We start from the raw sequence: 16,830 nt of genomic DNA, 5'->3' as shown, positions 1-16,830 counted from the left end.
GCAGAGAAACCATGAGTGAGCAGATCACTGGCATCTCGTCGATGGCCACGCGCCAGGTGCTCGCCGAGGCGGTCCAGGACTATGAGCGACTAACGGGGCAGCCTGTGGTCGTCAGGTCTGTTGGCGGTGTCGATGCCGCACATCGCGTCGAGAACGGCGAGGGGTTCGACTTTGTCGTACTCGCTGCCGATGTGATTGATCGGCTGGAGGCCGCCGGCCATGTCGTTTCGGGCAGCCGGGTCGACGTGGCCCGCTCGGGGGTGGCAATCGCAGTGGCAGCCGGCGCACCGCGGCCCGATGTCGGCACTGAGGCCGCGCTGCGAGAAACGATTCTGGCGGCGCGCAGTATCGGCTATTCGACGGGCCCGAGCGGTTCGCACCTGAGTCATTTGTTCGAGCGCTGGGGCATTGCGGAAACCATCGCCCCACGCGTCGTGCAGGCCCCGCCCGGTGTTCCGGTCGGTGCACTGGTTGCACGCGGGGAAGTCGAGTTGGGTTTTCAGCAGTTGAGCGAATTAATGCACTTGCCGGGAATCGATGTCATCGGCCCTATGCCTGCGGAAGCTCAGATCGTGACGGTCTTTTCAGCCGGCATATGTACGGCATCCGCGAAGAAAGATGTCGCGAAGGCGTTCCTTTCTTTTCTGGCTTCGTCACAATGCGATCGAGCCAAGCTGAGTCAGGGAATGGAGCCTGCTTAAAATCTGAAGAACTCACCGCTCCTTCTTTTGCGCCTGTGCTGCGACCATCCAGCAGACCACTGCACCCGCGGCCCAGCCGCATGCGAACATCAGTTCGAGATCGAACAGGCTTTGGAAATTCTCCGCGTTTTCATAGCTGCATGTTCGATGAGTTCGAAACTGGATACAGCCGGATTGAGCGTACTGGTAAACGACAAATAATTTGTACAGACCGAACATCGTGAATGCCAGCGCAAGAAGCGCCACTTTCGTTGGTTTTTTCATCGCATGGTCCGTTGGTTCAGTCTGACAGGATACCAATTGTCGGCGAGACACACGCGCTGATTTCCCTCATTCGACATGTCGCGGGAAATCGTAGAGAATCGGTTGGCATATCCCGCTGCGGATTGGCGCACTTGCGACTTTCCTTCCACGCGTCTTCAAACGACACAAGGAGCCGGCATGCCCAAGGTCGATCTCGCCACTGTGCCCGCACTGAATGGCTCGGGTTATCCGCCGCCATTCGACGCGCCTTGTGCTGCACGTACGCGCAAGCGTCTGGGCGAGGCGGGTGGGCTTCGCGACTTCGGCGTCAATCTCATGACCTTGCCGCCCGGCGGCTGGTCCAGCCAGCGTCACTGGCACAGCCACGAGGACGAGTTCGTTTATGTGCTCGAGGGCGAAGTGACGCTTATCGAAGACGACGGCGAGACGCTACTGCGCGCGGGTGATTGTGCGACGTTTGCGCGAGGGACCGGCAACGGCCATCATCTGATCAACCATTCCTCCGCGATGGCGGTTTATCTGGAGGTGGGCTCGCATAATCCGGATGACCTCACCACCTGCTCCGATATCGACATGATGAGCGCCAACGCCGACGGCCGGTTCGTGCATAAGGACGGCACGGCGTATCTCGAGTCATAGAGGGCGAACCACGTGTTGTCCGCGTTCGTTACGGCGGATCGTTGGTCCCGCTTGACTCACACACGACCTCAGTGCTTATATTCCAGACGATTGCCGTAGGTGATCGAATGCCAATGCCGTACGGTCACGGCGTGCTTTTCTGAGCGCTCATTAAGCGGTGCAGTCGCTACCTCCCATTGTGGCCGTATAAAAGGAGACCAGAACTGGTGAATAAAGATCCAATAGACGCATCGGAACGTATTGACGAGCTGATCGCCGGACTAACGGACTGGCGTGGCAAAACGTTCGCGAGTGTCCGCAAGGTCATCCTTGAGTCCGACCCGGAGATAATCGAGGAATGGAAGTGGATGGGAAGCCCGGTGTGGTCTCGCGACGGCATGATCGCGGTCGCCAATGCGCACAAAGGGAAGGTGAAGGTTACCTTTGCGCACGGGGCGGGCATCGCGGATCCTGACAAGCTCTTCAATGCGGGTCTCGAAGGCAACGCGCGACGAGCGATCGATTTTTTGGAAGGCGATAAGGTCAATGCGCGCGCGCTAAAAAATCTCGTCCGCGCCGCTATTGAGTATAACCAGACTCATTTGAAGAAGAACAAAGCACCCGCGAGTACGCGGGCGAAAGTAACCAGGAGTAAAGCGACGTGACGGTAAGGCCGTCGGTTACCTGGAGTGGAAAGACATAGCGCAGGTCTGTGCGGGCGTGACTGCGGTGGCCACCTTCAGCATTCAGCGTTGCATAGATCGCATAAAGTGGCCCCTTCACACTGGACTCCCCCAAATAGACCCGTTAGTCTAAGAACATTGCACGACGCAGTCTGGCGATGCTGTTCCTAACCGATAACGTGGGAGCCGAAACATGGAAGTGAGCACAGAAGCGCTTGTTGACATGCTGCGAGAGGTCGAAGCCGACGACCCGATCGACTACGCCGACCTTCCTTTCGGAGAGCAGGAACTCAGGCGTCTGGTGATGACCTCTCTGGTCGAGCGCCACCACCAGGTCGAGGCCGGCAACATGTCGGTGTCGGACATCCATGCGCTGTACCTCCTGAGCACCGCCAAGCTGGTTCTCGAAAACACGGTGCTTCACGCCAGGCTGCTTCTGCTTCAGGGGCAGCAGATCGATGTGCAGTCCTTGCTGGCGCCATTCACGCTCAAGGGCAAATCATAGGCCGGGCAGGGAAGGCTCCTAACCACAGGGCGAACCACGTCATCAAACAAACGTGGTTCGCTAGCGTGAAGGCTGATCGACCCGAGCCGGGACGTTCAAGGCTAACGGCGCGCGGCTGTATCGAAGAACTCCAGCCAACGGGTCACCAGACCGTCTTTGACTGTGAAGATATGCACCCATTCTGATTCGAACGATTTGCCTGTCGCCTTGATGGTCGACGCGACAAAGCCGAGCACGATAATGTGCTCGCCCGCATCGATGAATTCACGAGGCTCGAGGCGGGTAATTTCCTCAGCCGAAAAGAGGTCATCGAAATATTGCTGCACGTCCGCGCGCGTGCGACATTGGGTGGCATACGGGAGACTGGCGGGCCCCACCACTCGCCAGTCAATGTCAGCGGGAATCAGCGCCAGCAGCGCGTCAATATCGCCCCGGCCAAAGGCGGCGTATGCGCCTTTGACGACCTGCATCGCGTTGCTCATGTCAATCTCCCGGGCGACAGCCAGCGTGAACGTAGAGAAGCACGCAGACACGGACGGACGCGTCGCTCCGCTATCGACAGTAACTGCGTCCTATCATAGAACCCGTTCGGTCGAAATACACGCTGCAGCGCGGTTCGGCCGGCGCGCGGGGACTAAACGCCGCCCCGCCGCCAGTCGCTCAGCTCTGAAAGTAATTCAGGCCCAGCGCAGCTTTCACCTCGGATACCGTCGCACCCGCCACTTCCCGCGCGCGCATCGTCCCGCGGCGCAGGACGTTCAGCACCTCCGCGCGGTCGGCTTCGAACTCGCGGCGGCGCTCCCGGATGGGGGCGATCATTGACTGCAATCGTTCGTTGAGCACACGCTTGACCACGCTGTCGCCAAGGCCGCCGCGGCGGTAGTGCGCTTTGAGTTCGTCGACCATCGGGACGTCCGGCTCGAACGCGTCGAGGAACGCGAACACAACATTGCCTTCCACCTGGCCCGGATCATTGACGCGCAGATGGTTAGGGTCGGTGTACATGTTGTTCACGGCCTTGGTGATTTCGTCCGGCGTCGCGCCCAGTGTGATGGCGTTCCCCAGCGACTTGCTCATCTTGGCTTTGCCGTCGATGCCCGGCAGCCGTGCGACGTGCGAGAGCACGGCTTCGCATTCGACCAGCACCTGTTGATCGACCGTGTTGTTGAAACGGCGCACCAGCTCGTTGGTTTGTTCGATCATCGGCAACTGGTCGTCACCGACAGGTACGCGCGTCGCCTTGAACGCGGTGATGTCGGCGGCCTGGCTGACCGGGTACGTCAGAAAGCCGGCGGGGATATCCCGCTCGAAACCGCGCAGCACGATTTCCGCCTTGATGGTCGGATTGCGCTCGAGGCGCGCGACCGTCACGAGATTAAGCAGGTACTGGGACAGTTCCGCCAGCTCGGGCACCTGCGACTGGATGACGATGGTCGACTTCGCCGGGTCGATGCCGACCGCGAGATAGTCGAGCGCCACCTCGATGACGTTTTCCGTGACTTTCTGGTGCCGGCCGACGTTGTCGGTCATGGCCTGCGCGTCGGCAAGCAGGAGGAACTGCTGTGCTTCGTGCTGAAGCTGCACGCGCGAGCGCAACGAGCCGATGTAGTGGCCGAGGTGCAGCGGGCCGGTCGTGCGGTCGCCGGTGAGGATAATAGGCTGGTTCGAGAGCGGTTTTGCGTCTGTCATGGTCTGGGATTGTGCGTTTGTCGATACCACCAGCCGTCAGCGCGCACAAACAAAAATGCCGCCAGGACTGGCGGCATCACGTTTCGATGGTCGAGTGGAAACGGGCCGCCTAAGTCAGGCGCGCCACCAACAATTCAGCGTGATCGGCTTCGTATCCATTAGCAGAGTATAACGCGGCGGATCGCCAGGTCGTCAACGGCGCCCCTGACAGGGCGCCGCGACGGCCGCTTCCGTTGTTGCGGACCAGTCACGCCGACGCGCTGTGCACACCGCCATGCAACCATGACACACCGCCGCCTACGCCGCCGAAAAAACGACCGCTGCGGCGTCCTCGACCTGCGTGAAAGTGCGTATAAAGCGATAGGCCTGGCCGCCGATCTCCATCTCGTTGACGCCCGAGCGGGTCAGTTCCAGCATCTCATTGGCGAGCGGGATGGCAATCGTGCCGAGCTTCTTCATTTCCTCGATCAGACCGGCCGGGTCGCCCAGGTAGACGGTGCAAACGTCGGTCGTGTGGCGCGTCATGACCACGCTCGACGCCTTGTCGAGCGAGAGTTCGAGATACTCGACCAATGTCTGCAGCGACTCTGGCACGGGCCCGTGAGAGCCGTTCATCGATGTATTTGCGACTGTCATTCTGGAGTCCCCCATCGCGCCGATCTGCGGGTAGGCCGCTGGAGATCAGCGGTGCCTCCACTATACGGCATCGTACATCGATACTCGACTCGCGAGGCTCCCGGGGGGGCGGCGGTGGCCAATCAGAGAACACCCAGCACCGACTTCGGCTCCAGAAACGCTTCCAGACCGAACGTACCGTATTCACGTCCAATCCCGGATTGCTTGAAGCCGCCGAACGGCGCAGCCGGCTCATGGGCCAGTGTGTTGACAAGGACGCGTCCCGCATCGATCCGCGACGCGACCTCATGCGCGCGTTGCCTGTCCCGCGACAACACATAGGCCTGCAAGCCGTAGCTGGTATCGTTAGCGATCGCGATTGCCTCTTCGGTGTCGCGATAGCCGATGATCGACAGCACCGGGCCGAAAATCTCCTCGCGCGCAATCGTCATGTCGTTCGTGACATCGCTGAAAACGGTCGGGCGCACGAACCAACCCGCGTTCACGCCATCCGGCCGTCCCTGACCGCCCGCGATCAGGCGCGCGCCTTCCTCTATGCCGATGCCGATATAACGCTGCACGCGTTCCCACTGTTTCTGGCTGACCATCGGGCCGACCGTCGTTTGCGGATCGCGCGGATCGCCTGACTGGCTGCGCGCGACCTCTTCCTGCACGCGCGTTTCGAACTCCGCGAGCCGTTGTCGCGGCACCAGAATGCGAGTGCCCGCGATGCACGCCTGACCGCTATTCATGAAGCCGGCCTGAATGGCGAGCGGCACCGCTTCGTCGAAGTCCGCGTCGTCGAGCACGATCACGGGCGACTTGCCGCCGAGTTCGAGCGTCACGCGCTTGAACGTGTCGGACGCCGTGCGCAGAATCGTTTTGCCGACCGCAGTGGAACCGGTGAACGACAGCTTCGCGACATCGGGATGCGAACTGATCTCCGCGCCTACGATGTCGCCGCGCCCCGTCACGATGTTGAACACGCCCGCGGGCAGGCCCGCTTCGTGCAGCGCCTCGGTCACGATGCGCGTCTGGATCGCGCTCATCTCGCTCGGCTTGATAACGGCCGTGCAGCCCGCAGCGAGAGCGGCGGCGAGCTTGCCGCAGATGAAGCCCGCATCGCTATTCCACGGCGTGATCAGACCCGCGACGCCCAACGGTTGCATCACGACCTCCGCGCTGCCCGCGCGGCGCGTGAATGCGTAGTCCTGCAAGACCTTCGCCGCTTCGAGCAGGACGCTGCTCGCATGCTGCGCCATCCAGCGGCCACGCGACACCGGCGCGCCATATTCTTCGGTGATCGCTTCGTAAAGCTCGTCTTCTTTTGCCACGACGGCTTCATGCATGCGCTTTAGCATGTCGATGCGTTCACGCGGGCTGGTGCGCGAGAAGGCGGGAAACGCGCGTTTCGCGGCGGCGATGGCGTCGCGTGCATCTTGCGCGTCGGCGAGGCGCACCTGGCCGATCACCTGCTCCGTCGCCGGACTGAAGAGATCGAACATTTCGCTGCCGTGCGGCGTGACGAACGCGCCGTCGACATAAATCTTGTCGATGATTTGCATGCTTGCTCCAAAGAAGGCTTCGAACGAATCACGATAGACCGCCGGCATTGCGTTGACTAGCCGTACAATCAAGCACGTCACGTTGAGCGATTTGGGACAATGAAAACTTCGGGTTTGGGTGAGCTGGAGGCCATTCTGGCCGTCGCGCGCCATCGCAGCTTTCGGGCGGCGGCGACCGAGCTCGGCGTGTCGACCTCCGCGCTCAGTCACTCGGTTGCGGCGCTCGAAGCGCGCATCGGCGTACGGCTCTTCAATCGCACGACGCGCAGCGTGTCGCTGTCGGAAGCGGGCGCGTAATTCGTCGACAGCGTGGCGCCCGCGCTCTCGACGATCCGCGTTGCGATCGAACAGGCCGGCAGCTTTCGCGACACGTTGTCGGGCACGCTGCGCATCAATGCGTCGGTGGGCGCGGCGAGGCAAGCCATGCCGCTGTTCATCGCGTTTCTGGCGCGCTATCCCGACATGAAACTCGATCTCGTGACCGAGGGCCGGCTGATCGACATCGTCGTCGAAGGTTTCGATGCGGGTATCCGTCTGGCCGAAACGGTGCCGCAGGACATGATCGCGGTGCCGTTCGGCGCTAAGCAACGCTTCGCCGTCGTTGGCAGTCCCGTTTATTTCGCGCAGCACAAAGCGCCGCGCGTGCCCGCCGATCTGCTCGCGCACCGCTGCATCCGCACGCGCATGCCGAGCGGCGCGATCTACCATTGGGAATTCGAGCGCCGCGGCGAGACGGTGCGTATTGACGGAAAAGGCGCGCTGACGCTCGACGAACCGGGTCTGATGCTGGAAGCGGCGCGCGCCGGCCTCGGCGTGACCTATCTGACCGAATGGAATGTCGCCGCGGATCTGCAGGCGGGCACGCTGGTGCGCGTGCTGGAAGACTGGACTCCGCCGCTGGACGGCCTGTGTTTGTACTATCCCGGCCGTCGTCACGTGCCTGCCGGGTTACGGGCGCTGATCGATATGATCCGCGAGCACGCCGATGTTCAGCGCGAAGAGGCGCGGACCAAGCGCAGGCCGCGTGGCGCACGGTAAATCTCATCGAGTTCGGCCGCCATCGCCGTTCTGCGCGAATAGGTCGAAAAGTGCCTGACCTTGGCACATGCGCTGTTAAACGCGCGCACAGATGACCATGCCATACGTAATTTTTTCCTCATTGACGGAGACGGCGTGTTTCCTCAGTCGAATTAACCCGATCCTCAATGTTTACGTAATAATCGCCATACGCGCGGGTTTCGATTCATCAACCATCAAAAATGCGTAGGTCATGGCTTTCAGCGAACCAAGGTCTCCATTTTTTAAGTGGGTCGTCTCTTCCTCTCAGGATCTGAGCGCGGACAATCGGCAGATATTGCTTGCCAATCTGTTCACGCGAACCGCGTCGATCGTATTCGCGTCGATTTGCGAAATCAGCGTCTGCGCCACCGCTTATTACCTTTATCCCAAGGCCCTTTACGCGAGTTGGGGCTGCGCCGTTATTGCATTGCTGATCGCGCGGCTGGCGTTAATCTGGTTGTGCTGCTCGCGCAGCGCCAACGGTCAGCCGACACCGACCTCGGCGTTTCTGTTCGCAAGCCTGCTCTGGAGCGCACTGTTCGGCTATGGCACTTTGCTGTGCAACATTAGCGGAGACCAAACACTTTTCCTGCTCGGCAACGTCTGCGCAGTGGGCGTTATCGGCGGACTGGCCGGACGTAATGCGGGCACGCCGCGGCTCGTACTGCTGCAAATCACCTTCATTCTTGGGCTATTGGCTCTCGGTGCGGCGCTGTCTCCCGGCTCCGGCAAACTTGTGTTGCTTTTTCAGGCGCCGTTCTGCGCTGCCGGCTTCTTTACGGTTGCGCTGCGCAGCAATCGCGACACAGTCGCGTTGCTTCTGGCGCGGGAAAACAGCCACCGGCTCGCGCATCACGACAGCCTCACCGGTTTGCCCAATCGCGCGCGCATCAGTGAACTGCTGCTCGAGCGCACGGAGATGGGCGCGCTACGCAACGATCAATCGTTCGCTGTTCTACTGATCGACCTGGACGGTTTCAAGGCCATCAATGACAGCCTGGGCCATGCCGCCGGAGATCAGATTCTTCAGGAAGCGGCAATTCGCTTGCGTGAGGTGTTGCCGAGCGGCGATCTCGTCGGACGTCTGGCCGGCGATGAATTCGTGGCGCTTTCCGATGGTACGGGGCAGGCGCGCGAGGTCCGCAATCTGGCGGACCGCATCGTAAAGACGCTGGCGCGCCCATTCGCGCTGCGCGAGGCGTTGGTGCATATCGGCGCGAGCGTGGGCGTCTCGCTCTATCCCGAACACGCGAGGACCGGCCCGCAACTGCTGATTTGTGCCGATCGCGCCTTGTATGCCGTGAAACGCAGCGGCAAAAGCGCATACGCTATTTTCGATGCCGCGAAACACGCGTCGGATGAAAGCCTGAGCCTTCTGCGCAGCGACCTCGAAGGCGCACTGCACTCGTTCAGCGGTTTGCGCATGGAGTACCAGCCCATCATCGATCTCAGCAGCGGTGCCGTGTCCGGCCGCGAGGCGCTGATGCGCTGGACCCATCCCACGCGCGGCGAGCTTTCCCCTTCCGCCTTCATTCCTACCGCCGAACGTACGGGCCTCATTCTCTTATTGGGCGAATGGGCTTTGCTGCAATCGTGCCAGGAGGCGGTGACCTGGCGAGACAGGGTGACCGTCGCCGTGAATGTATCGCCGGTGCAATTGCGGGAGGAGTCGTTTGCGTCGGTGGTTGCGGGGATTCTTCGCAAGACGAAGCTTCCGCCGCAGCGCCTGAATATCGAGGTCACGGAAACGGTGCTGCTGAACGACGATGTCGTGACCCGGCGCAACGTCGGAAGGCTGCGCGCGTTGGGCATCGGTCTCGCGCTCGACGATTTCGGCACCGGCTTCTCGACCATGTCGACGCTCGTGCGCTTTTCGTTCGACAAGCTCAAGATCGATAGCTCGTTCGTCAAGGAGTCCGTGCATCGTCGGGAATCGGCGGCAGTGGTGCGTGGCATCGTGGCGTTGGCGCGGGAAATCGGCATGCCGACTACGGCGGAAGGCATCGAGACGCAAGAGCAACTGGATTTCGTGCGCGTATGCGGATGCACGCATGCTCAAGGCTTTCTGCTCGGCAAGCCAGTGCAGGGGCACGAGATTGCGCGCATCGAAGAAAAGGTTGCCGCGCATTCCGCGGATAAGGACTGAGCGTTCATGAATGCCGACACCGAGGCGAATATGGAACCTCCGTTGCAATTCCAGCTACGGATCACCGTCTCGCCCGAATTTGCCGACGCGTTACGTGCCGACCCAACGTGTGCTTCGCATAGCGTGCTTCGTGATGTTCTGCGCAGGCACGACGCAACGTTGAAATGCCAGTTCGATGCCTTCGCCGACTACGTGAGCGAAGCAGAGCAGCGAGGTACGGAAAACTATCCGCTTTATCAATGGACCCGCGAGACGATCGAGAACCCGGAGAAGAAGGCGAAGTACCTGCAATCGTTTACCGTTTATGTGAATGGCGACGAGGTCTACGGCAAAGATGTCGCCGATAACATGGAGAACGAACTATTGCAGTTGGTCCGTGAAGACGGAGTACAACGTGTCTCCAGATTCGATACCAATCCGGCGAATAATCCACAACCGCCCAAACCATAGCCGTCACGCTTACTAAACGTAAAGTTCGTCGCGTCTCTGCGCGGCGTCAGCTAATCGTCATTTCGGTTTTACATTTGACGACAAGGCGTCGAGATCGTGAGACGATGCAAACTCACTTTTTCTCGAGGAGAGCGACATGGGACTCTTGGACGAAGCAGGAAAGATCGCGGGGGCGATCGCCGCCGTTGAAGCGGCAGAAAAAGTGGATCCGGAAGCGGGTTTGCTGACGAAAGGCATCGCCGCTATCGCCGGTTTTGAAGGCGCCGGCAAGCTGGAATCAATGATGGAAAAGAAAGACGACGACAAGCAGGACGTCGCCGACAACACCCAGCCCACGGACGACACGAATCCGCAGACGTGAGTGGTGGTTCGCCGCTGGCCGCATGATCCATGATGGAATACATGCGCCGGCAACACTTCAGCGCGCTTACCGCCGCTCGTGGTTGCCTTAGCGCGGGGCGGTATTCAACGCGAAACTCGCATGTTCAAATGCGAAATGGCAAGCGGCGCCATCGGAATCGACGTCCGCGCGTGTCTGCAGCACGCCGGTTACGTCGATGCGGTCCCCGGTTTTGTACACCGAGGTCCGCTTGTCGTTCACCATCAGATCATCGCGGGTCGTCGCCACGCCGATGCACTTCGGATTGGACGGTTCCTTGAACACGATCACATACTTGCCCGGCTTTCCGACAAACCCGTCGGAATGCGTGACGCGCGTGACGATACCGGTCACGACCAACCGGCGCTCGTCCCATTTCTTCTTTGCGTTATTTTCATTCTGCTTCCAGTCGACGGCCATCTCGGTCATCGTGGTCCGCTGTGCGGCCGTCAATCCGCGGAAATCTCCGCTCAGGACGTCGCCAGTGGTGTCGAGGAAATCCGAGGTCGAGGACATCGCGCCGTCCATTGACGTGCAACCGCCTAGCAGTGCCGCGATCAATAACGTTGCCGCCGTGTATTTCTTTTTCGTATTCATGGCAATATGACTCAGTCCGAAGCGCAGCTAGGGGCGCGCGAATCCCCGCCGCCTGCTGTTAATGCCGGCGGTCTGGTTGTGAAATTGAAATGTGTTTAAAGGCGGAAAGCCTGGAATCTGCCCGTAGTCTGGTTTTTGGTCGATAAAAGTTATAAAAATCAATTATTTGAACGCGCGCGATGTTCGCCGTAGACGCCGTTCGCTAATTATTTCTAGCTGCGCTGCATATCGAAATGCACGCTAAAAAATGACTTCCGAATGAATGATTTTATGAATTCCGTTTGGCTTTTTTCAAATGATATATATCGGTCTACCAAGCTGTCAATCATCTGATTTGCAATGCAGATGTGGGAGTATGAAACTGTCCGCATCGGGCGGTTTCATCCGAGTGTCATAGCCTGGCGACTACGATGGCTGGTCGTCCCCGTTGCGCGCCGGTCATCAGCGCACTGGCGGTTCACGCAGAACGCGGTGCGCCGTCCCATGCGTCGGCGTCCTTCCACCCCGTACAACAACACCAGACATGTCGAACAGAAAAATCGCTAAGGCATCGCCGACCGATCAAGGCGCTACCATCGTCTCGCGTCGTGGGTTCCTGAAGTTTGCCGGTGCGTCCAGTCTCGCTACGGCGGCGGGCACGCTTTCATCGGCGGCGCGCGCGGCGAACAGTGCACCCGACGGTACACCGGAGCAAGTCCACCTGACTTGGGGCAATGATCCGACCCACGAGGTCACGGTGTCGTGGGCGTCGCTTGCGCCGGCAGTGAACCCGCAGGTGCGCGTCAGCGGCGCGCGCGAGGGGAAACATACGGTGCATGGCGTCCAAAGCACCTATACGGACGGCCTCAACGGCGAGGTCGTGTTCACGTATCACGCGCGTCTGCGAGATCTGAAACCCGATACGAGTTACGAATACGAGGTGACCGCCGAGAACGACAGCAACGCGGCTCAGCCCTTCACCGCGAACTTCCGTACTGCGCCGCGTGGACGCGCGCCGTTTCGCTGGACAAGTTATGGCGATCTCGCGACGCCGAATACCGGCTGGGTTCTGTCGTCGCCGCAAAGCCGCTTCGCGGTGCAGGCGGTCGAGCGCTTTCAGCCGCTGTTCCACCTGCTCAATGGCGACCTGTGCTATGCCAATCTAAATCCGACGCACCAGCCTGATGTGTGGCGCGACTTCGGCAACAACTGCCAGACGTCCGCGTCGAACCGGCCGTGGATGCCGTGTCCTGGCAATCACGAGCTCGAGTTCCATAACGGCGAACAAGGCCTCGCCTCGTATCTCGCGCGCTATACGCTGCCGGATAATCACACGCGCTTTCAGGGCCGCTGGTACAGCTTTCGCGTGAGTTCCGTGCTGTTCATTTCGCTCGATGCGGACGACGTCGTGTATCAGGACGCGGCCGCGTTCGTTGCCGGCCCGGATCCGCTGGTGCCGGTGGCCAGCACCGGCAACCCGCCTATACAACCCGGTACGTCGCTCTATGTGCGCGGCTATAGCGCCGGCGAGCAGACGCGTTGGCTGGAGAAGACGTTGCACCGTGCCTCCGAAGACGACGAGGTCGACTGGATCATCGTTCAGATGCATCAGGACGCGCTGAGTTCGTCGAAGACGGGCAACGGTTCCGATAAAGGCATCCGCGAGGCCTGGTTGCCGCTGTTCGATCGCTACGGCGTGGACCTGGTGCTGTGCGGCCACGATCACGACTACGAGCGCAGTTATCCCGTGCGCGGCTGCAACCACAACAAGGGCACCGACATCGCGACGGGCCGGCCGGTCGATACATTGCAGCCGAAACCGGTGATGTCGGCGGTGTCGTCGGGCGCATCCACGTTCGATACGAGCCACGGCACGATTCACCTGATTCTCGGCGGCGGCGGCACGAGCGCGCCGCTGGATGTCTATGGCTTGGATGCCGGCACGGGACTGCCGCAGGCGCGTATTTTCACGCGCCCTAATCGCCCGGTGGCCGGCACGACAGCCGGGACTTTCGTGCGCGCGAATGCGGACGCGGTGGAAGATGCGATCTGGTCGGCGCAACGCGATACCGGCACCGGTTATGGCATCGCGGTGTTCGATCATGATCCGGGGCATCCGGGCGGCGAGACCACGGTCACGATGAACTACTATCACGCGCCAGGCGCGGATCAAACGCCGACGCAGAACTACGAATTGTTCGAGACCATCGAGTTAAAAAAGAAGCGTCGCGGATAAGATTCGAATCAGCGGTTGGCGGGCTGCCGGTCTACGGCGGTTCGCCAGTATCGTCGGCACGATCGTCAATATGATTAGCTATCCCTAGGATATGCAAAAGCAACCGGCCGGATTCTCATCCTGTTTGGCTTGAGGCTGTAAAAAACTCTGCTCTCAACCCTTCGATCATTTTGTTACACGTCTTACCGATGCGAAGTGACGTGGTTACAAAGGCCTTTCAAAAGCGCGGTTATACTCGGCGCCGTCAACAACAATGAAAGAGCTTGTTATGTCGAAGAGAATCCTCAAGATTGTTGCCGTTGCAGCGCTCACGGCTTCGGCGTCCTTGTCGGCAATGGCCGGCGATATGAACAACGCGCTTGGCGGCGCGCTCGGAGGTGTCGCCGGCGCTGCGCTGGGCGGCGCGGTCGGCGGCAGCACGGGCGCCGTACTCGGCGGGGCAGTGGGCGGCGGCGCCGGCGGCGCGGTCACGTCGAATCGCAGGGAACGCACGGGCGCGATTATCGGCGGCGTGCTTGGTGGCGGCGCGGGCACGGCGGCTGGCAATGCGATGGGCGGTCGCGGCGGCGGTCTGGTCGGCGCTGCATTGGGCGGCGGCGCGGGTTCGGCGCTCGGCGGCAACATCTCGCGCTCCAACTCGTACGCCGACGACTATTCCCGCGGCAACCGGTCGGGCAAGCGTCATCACAAGCATCGGCATTACGACTGAGCGGAAGAGCGAGAGGGCGACCTGGTTCATAGCACAGGGACTTGCCCACGCGCCAATTGCGCCGGGCAATACGTGACCGACACTCTGCATTGACTTTGCCTCGTCGATGGTTATCGTAAACGGTCCCCGCAGTCGCATGCCGACACGCGCTGCGAGGGTACTTTACGATTTCCTCCATCCTCAGGAGACGACGAAAGATGCCACGAGTGTATTGCGCAGGACCGCTCTTCAACGCAGCCGAACGGGCCGAAATGGAGTCAATTGCAGCCACGCTGGAGGCTGCGGGTTTGACGACATTTCTTCCGCATCGCGACGGTCTCGAGTTCGCGAAGCTCAAGCCGGAACTCGAGAAGCTCGGCGCGTCGGTTGAAGAAGCCGCGCACATGCTCGACCGCGCGATCTTCAGCCTGGATACCTATCAACTGCTCAGGCGTTGCGATGCGGTGGTCGCCAATCTCAACGGCCGCGTTGCCGATGAAGGCACGGTTGTCGAGGCGTCGCTTGCGTGGCATGCGGGCAAGCCGCTTGTTCTCTTCAAGGCTGATGCACGCTCCATGCTCAGTGGCTCCGACAATCCGATGCTCACGGGCTTAGGCGATTTCGACGTGGTCGATCAACTGTCGGCTCTGCCGCAGGCCATTGTGAAAGCCGTCGCGCGCGATCAGAGTCGCGGCGTGGAGCAGACGTTGGAGAGCGGTGCGGAGATCGCGTCGCTTCGCGAGCGTGGTGGCGAGTTGACTGCGCTTGCGAAGACGCTGTACAGCACTTTCAAGAAGCCATAAGGCATGATGCCTGCGGGGCAGGCGCTCTATTTGGAAGATTGCGAAAGTGCGGCGGAGTCCGCGCTTGCATCGGCTCGTACCGTTTGCAGCATGGGGGTAAAAGCGCCCATGAGCTTCCCCTGGTCTTTCAGCTTCGTGAGAATTTCGATCGTCCGATTGCGGAAATCGCGCTGCTCGTCTGGTGTGGCGCTCAACTTACTCAGCAGAAAATACGCCTCCGCCAATGTCGACTGGGTCATCGCATTGTCTGGATCACGCTTCGCGATAGGCTCGATGGCATCCGTGGCCTTGCGCGCTTCAGAAGCGCCGTCGGCGGCGTTTTTTTGCGCCATGAGCGTGCTTGCACGGATGATGTGGAACTCCGCGAGGGTTTGCCGCAAACTCGCGTTCGACGGATCGTCGTGAGCGAGCACGTCGACAATGTCGATGCTCTTCTGCGACTCGGCCAAAGCGCCAGGCAGATCATTCTGGACTAGGAGCGCCGCGCTCAGCAACGAGTGACCCGTGGCGAGATCGGACTGTCACGACTTGTTGCCAGGCGCGCTTTGCGCGAGCGGGGTGAGCAATTCAATACCGCGCCGCGCCTCGTTTTGCCGCCTGTGCTGCGTCTTTTTGCGCGAGTAATTGCATGGCAATGCTCACGTGCGCGAGGGCCACGCTTTCCTGCAAATAGCGGTGGTCAGGTTCACGGCGGGAGAGCGACTCGCCGAGCGTCAGCGCCTGGCGCAGCTCGGCTAACGCCGCGTCGTTGTCACCGCGCGCAATGAGTGCGTCCGCATGATGCAAATGCGCGGACAGAATCTCTTTCTGCCCATCGACATTGTTCGGGTCCTTCTGCGACTGCGCTTCGGCGATGTTCAGCGCGGTCTGATACGCCGCCAGCGCGCCCTCATAGTCTCCCTTCGATTCCAACGCAATGCCCAGCCTTTGATGAGCGGAAAATCGCGCCTCGGCTACGGTCATGATTCTTGGCGAAGAATTGTGCGGTTTAGCCGGATCAGCCAGACCGCGTCGATCGAGCGCGTCGGCCACCGTCACTGCCTGGCGATACGAAGCCAATGCACCGGTCAAGTCACCTTGTTCGAGAAGGCTGTCGCCGATGCGCGAGCGCGCCAGTGCGAGATCGAGCTGGAGATCGACATCGTCGGGCTTGTTACGAGCAAGCGATTCGATGATCGCCATGCTTTGCGGAACTCCGCCAGAGAGTCCGCGATCTTTCCCGCCGATTGAAGAACGGCGCCGATCGAGTCATGCGTGACGGCAAGATCGCGTTGCCACTCCTGGTTGCCCGGATCCTGTTGAACCAGCTTCTGCAATATGGCAAGCGCCTGTCTGAAGTGCGCAAGCGCGCTCTCGAGGTTGCCTTGCTTCTGGATCTCGACGCCCATCCGGTCATGCGCTACCGCAAGGTCGCTTAGCAGAGCAGCGTTGTCGGGCGACGCTGCCCGCTTTCGCTCGAGCAGCGCACGCGCCTGATCGAATGTCGTCAGCGCCTGCTGCGTCTGGCCGAGCCGGTCTTGCAGGTCGCCGATGAAAATCAGCGTGTCCGGATCGTCCGGTTCGTATCCGGCGGCGCGCTGATAAGCCTTGAGCGCGCCCTCGGTGTCGGTAAAGAACGCCAATGCGCCTTGCTGCCGGGCCAGTTCCGCGGCCTTATGCTTGTCGGCCGCGGCCGAACTCGCGTTTTGCTCCGCCTGTCTGGCGACGTTGGCTTCCTGATCATGCAATCCTTTTGGCCGAACGCGCACGCCCATGGCGGCCTCCTTGTGTCGATGCCGATTCCTCCGCTTTAGTTAAGACGATCCGCGACCGCCAGAAAGAAAAAAGGTCGCGAATCGCAGTGCAATTCATCA

At 60.7% G+C, this 16,830-nt stretch carries 19 protein-coding genes and 1 pseudogene; 11 read left to right on the top strand and 9 right to left on the bottom strand.

Going from position 1 to position 16,830, the window contains the following annotated elements; all coding sequences use genetic code 11:
* Positions 1 to 11: 11 nt before the first annotated feature.
* Entirely contained in the window at positions 12 to 701 is a 690-nt protein-coding gene (locus tag B0G74_RS29910; protein ID WP_132378992.1) for a substrate-binding domain-containing protein, read from the top strand.
* A gap of 12 nt (positions 702 to 713) precedes the next feature.
* Here B0G74_RS29910 and B0G74_RS29905 read toward each other — a convergent pair whose 3' ends face one another.
* Complete coding sequence (locus B0G74_RS29905) at positions 714 to 965, bottom strand: hypothetical protein (RefSeq protein ID WP_132378990.1); 252 nt, start codon at positions 963 to 965, stop codon at positions 714 to 716.
* A gap of 177 nt (positions 966 to 1,142) precedes the next feature.
* On the opposite strand from B0G74_RS29905, the gene B0G74_RS29900 reads away from it, so the two are divergent.
* From B0G74_RS29900 to B0G74_RS29890, 3 genes are all read left to right on the top strand, one after another.
* Positions 1,143 to 1,604: a cupin domain-containing protein gene (locus B0G74_RS29900; RefSeq protein WP_132378988.1), complete on the top strand. Its 462-nt coding sequence runs from the start codon at positions 1,143 to 1,145 to the stop codon at positions 1,602 to 1,604.
* Positions 1,605 to 1,825: 221 nt separating this feature from the next.
* Positions 1,826 to 2,248: a DUF1801 domain-containing protein gene (locus B0G74_RS29895; protein ID WP_132379496.1), complete on the top strand. Its 423-nt coding sequence runs from the start codon at positions 1,826 to 1,828 to the stop codon at positions 2,246 to 2,248.
* A gap of 211 nt (positions 2,249 to 2,459) precedes the next feature.
* Positions 2,460 to 2,771, top strand: coding sequence for a hypothetical protein (locus B0G74_RS29890; RefSeq protein ID WP_132378986.1), 312 nt, complete (start codon positions 2,460 to 2,462; stop codon positions 2,769 to 2,771).
* A 101-nt stretch (positions 2,772 to 2,872) separates the two neighbouring features.
* On the opposite strand, the gene B0G74_RS29885 is transcribed toward B0G74_RS29890, so the two are convergent.
* From B0G74_RS29885 to B0G74_RS29870, 4 genes are all read right to left on the bottom strand, one after another.
* On the bottom strand, positions 2,873 to 3,253 hold the full coding sequence (locus B0G74_RS29885) for a nuclear transport factor 2 family protein (RefSeq protein WP_132378984.1): 381 nt from the start codon (positions 3,251 to 3,253) through the stop codon (positions 2,873 to 2,875).
* A gap of 178 nt (positions 3,254 to 3,431) precedes the next feature.
* Positions 3,432 to 4,460: a tryptophan--tRNA ligase gene (trpS, locus tag B0G74_RS29880; protein WP_132378982.1), complete on the bottom strand. Its 1,029-nt coding sequence runs from the start codon at positions 4,458 to 4,460 to the stop codon at positions 3,432 to 3,434.
* A 297-nt stretch (positions 4,461 to 4,757) separates the two neighbouring features.
* Positions 4,758 to 5,096 carry a hypothetical protein gene (locus tag B0G74_RS29875; RefSeq protein ID WP_132378980.1) on the bottom strand — a complete coding sequence of 113 codons (339 nt, stop codon included), beginning with the start codon at positions 5,094 to 5,096 and terminating at the stop codon, positions 4,758 to 4,760.
* 122 nt (positions 5,097 to 5,218) lie between these two features.
* Positions 5,219 to 6,640, bottom strand: coding sequence for an aldehyde dehydrogenase family protein (locus B0G74_RS29870; protein ID WP_132378978.1), 1,422 nt, complete (start codon positions 6,638 to 6,640; stop codon positions 5,219 to 5,221).
* A gap of 99 nt (positions 6,641 to 6,739) precedes the next feature.
* Here B0G74_RS29870 and B0G74_RS29865 point away from each other — a divergent pair.
* The 4 genes and pseudogenes from B0G74_RS29865 (at position 6,740) to B0G74_RS29850 (ending at position 10,656) form a co-directional block, all read left to right on the top strand.
* Positions 6,740 to 7,678: pseudogene (locus B0G74_RS29865) on the top strand (LysR family transcriptional regulator).
* Between the two features lie 232 nt (positions 7,679 to 7,910).
* Positions 7,911 to 9,845, top strand: a complete 1,935-nt coding sequence (locus B0G74_RS29860) for an EAL domain-containing protein (protein ID WP_132378976.1) — start codon at positions 7,911 to 7,913, stop codon at positions 9,843 to 9,845.
* A gap of 30 nt (positions 9,846 to 9,875) precedes the next feature.
* On the top strand, positions 9,876 to 10,295 hold the full coding sequence (locus tag B0G74_RS29855; protein ID WP_132379494.1) for a hypothetical protein: 420 nt from the start codon (positions 9,876 to 9,878) through the stop codon (positions 10,293 to 10,295).
* Positions 10,296 to 10,431: 136 nt separating this feature from the next.
* On the top strand, positions 10,432 to 10,656 hold the full coding sequence (locus B0G74_RS29850; protein WP_132378974.1) for a hypothetical protein: 225 nt from the start codon (positions 10,432 to 10,434) through the stop codon (positions 10,654 to 10,656).
* An 87-nt stretch (positions 10,657 to 10,743) separates the two neighbouring features.
* On the opposite strand, the gene B0G74_RS29845 is transcribed toward B0G74_RS29850, so the two are convergent.
* The gene (locus B0G74_RS29845) at positions 10,744 to 11,271 is read right to left on the bottom strand and encodes a hypothetical protein (protein WP_132378972.1); all 528 of its coding nucleotides are present in this window, start codon (positions 11,269 to 11,271) and stop codon (positions 10,744 to 10,746) included.
* Positions 11,272 to 11,794: 523 nt separating this feature from the next.
* Here B0G74_RS29845 and B0G74_RS29840 point away from each other — a divergent pair.
* From B0G74_RS29840 to B0G74_RS29830, 3 genes are all read left to right on the top strand, one after another.
* Positions 11,795 to 13,486 carry a metallophosphoesterase family protein gene (locus tag B0G74_RS29840; RefSeq protein ID WP_132378970.1) on the top strand — a complete coding sequence of 564 codons (1,692 nt, stop codon included), beginning with the start codon at positions 11,795 to 11,797 and terminating at the stop codon, positions 13,484 to 13,486.
* 268 nt (positions 13,487 to 13,754) lie between these two features.
* Complete coding sequence (locus B0G74_RS29835) at positions 13,755 to 14,195, top strand: hypothetical protein (RefSeq protein ID WP_132378968.1); 441 nt, start codon at positions 13,755 to 13,757, stop codon at positions 14,193 to 14,195.
* Positions 14,196 to 14,392: 197 nt separating this feature from the next.
* Complete coding sequence (locus tag B0G74_RS29830) at positions 14,393 to 14,977, top strand: nucleoside 2-deoxyribosyltransferase (RefSeq protein WP_132378966.1); 585 nt, start codon at positions 14,393 to 14,395, stop codon at positions 14,975 to 14,977.
* 26 nt (positions 14,978 to 15,003) lie between these two features.
* Here the strand turns inward: B0G74_RS29830 and B0G74_RS29825 are convergent, their stop codons facing one another.
* From B0G74_RS29825 to B0G74_RS29815, 3 genes are all read right to left on the bottom strand, one after another.
* Positions 15,004 to 15,471 (bottom strand): hypothetical protein, encoded by a 468-nt coding sequence (locus tag B0G74_RS29825; protein ID WP_165923942.1) that lies wholly within the window; start codon positions 15,469 to 15,471, stop codon positions 15,004 to 15,006.
* A gap of 73 nt (positions 15,472 to 15,544) precedes the next feature.
* Entirely contained in the window at positions 15,545 to 16,159 is a 615-nt protein-coding gene (locus B0G74_RS29820; RefSeq protein WP_132378962.1) for a tetratricopeptide repeat protein, read from the bottom strand.
* Entirely contained in the window at positions 16,045 to 16,731 is a 687-nt protein-coding gene (locus B0G74_RS29815; RefSeq protein ID WP_132378960.1) for a tetratricopeptide repeat protein, read from the bottom strand. The genes B0G74_RS29820 and B0G74_RS29815 overlap by 115 nt, the downstream gene beginning before the upstream one ends.
* Between the last annotated feature and the right edge of the window lie 99 nt (positions 16,732 to 16,830).

This window comes from Paraburkholderia sp. BL9I2N2 (assembly GCF_004339745.1).
Classification (GTDB): Bacteria; Pseudomonadota; Gammaproteobacteria; order Burkholderiales; family Burkholderiaceae; genus Paraburkholderia.
Note: the sequence above shows the minus strand (reverse complement) of the source record. Positions and strands in the feature narration are given on the sequence as shown.

What these genes read in the sequence shown, in the direction of transcription:
- trpS (WP_132378982.1), bottom strand. Translation starts at nt 4,460, where the DNA reads ATGACAGACGCAAAACCGCTCTCGAACCAGCCTATTATCCTCACCGGC.
- B0G74_RS29830 (WP_132378966.1), top strand. Translation starts at nt 14,393, where the DNA reads ATGCCACGAGTGTATTGCGCAGGACCGCTCTTCAACGCAGCCGAACGG.
- B0G74_RS29820 (WP_132378962.1), bottom strand. Translation starts at nt 16,159, where the DNA reads ATGGCGATCATCGAATCGCTTGCTCGTAACAAGCCCGACGATGTCGAT.
- B0G74_RS29905 (WP_132378990.1), bottom strand. Translation starts at nt 965, where the DNA reads ATGAAAAAACCAACGAAAGTGGCGCTTCTTGCGCTGGCATTCACGATG.
- B0G74_RS29850 (WP_132378974.1), top strand. Translation starts at nt 10,432, where the DNA reads ATGGGACTCTTGGACGAAGCAGGAAAGATCGCGGGGGCGATCGCCGCC.
- B0G74_RS29835 (WP_132378968.1), top strand. Translation starts at nt 13,755, where the DNA reads ATGTCGAAGAGAATCCTCAAGATTGTTGCCGTTGCAGCGCTCACGGCT.
- B0G74_RS29840 (WP_132378970.1), top strand. Translation starts at nt 11,795, where the DNA reads ATGTCGAACAGAAAAATCGCTAAGGCATCGCCGACCGATCAAGGCGCT.
- B0G74_RS29875 (WP_132378980.1), bottom strand. Translation starts at nt 5,096, where the DNA reads ATGACAGTCGCAAATACATCGATGAACGGCTCTCACGGGCCCGTGCCA.
- B0G74_RS29815 (WP_132378960.1), bottom strand. Translation starts at nt 16,731, where the DNA reads ATGGGCGTGCGCGTTCGGCCAAAAGGATTGCATGATCAGGAAGCCAAC.
- B0G74_RS29885 (WP_132378984.1), bottom strand. Translation starts at nt 3,253, where the DNA reads ATGAGCAACGCGATGCAGGTCGTCAAAGGCGCATACGCCGCCTTTGGC.
- B0G74_RS29900 (WP_132378988.1), top strand. Translation starts at nt 1,143, where the DNA reads ATGCCCAAGGTCGATCTCGCCACTGTGCCCGCACTGAATGGCTCGGGT.
- B0G74_RS29870 (WP_132378978.1), bottom strand. Translation starts at nt 6,640, where the DNA reads ATGCAAATCATCGACAAGATTTATGTCGACGGCGCGTTCGTCACGCCG.
- B0G74_RS29860 (WP_132378976.1), top strand. Translation starts at nt 7,911, where the DNA reads ATGGCTTTCAGCGAACCAAGGTCTCCATTTTTTAAGTGGGTCGTCTCT.
- B0G74_RS29845 (WP_132378972.1), bottom strand. Translation starts at nt 11,271, where the DNA reads ATGAATACGAAAAAGAAATACACGGCGGCAACGTTATTGATCGCGGCA.
- B0G74_RS29855 (WP_132379494.1), top strand. Translation starts at nt 9,876, where the DNA reads ATGGAACCTCCGTTGCAATTCCAGCTACGGATCACCGTCTCGCCCGAA.
- B0G74_RS29910 (WP_132378992.1), top strand. Translation starts at nt 12, where the DNA reads ATGAGTGAGCAGATCACTGGCATCTCGTCGATGGCCACGCGCCAGGTG.
- B0G74_RS29890 (WP_132378986.1), top strand. Translation starts at nt 2,460, where the DNA reads ATGGAAGTGAGCACAGAAGCGCTTGTTGACATGCTGCGAGAGGTCGAA.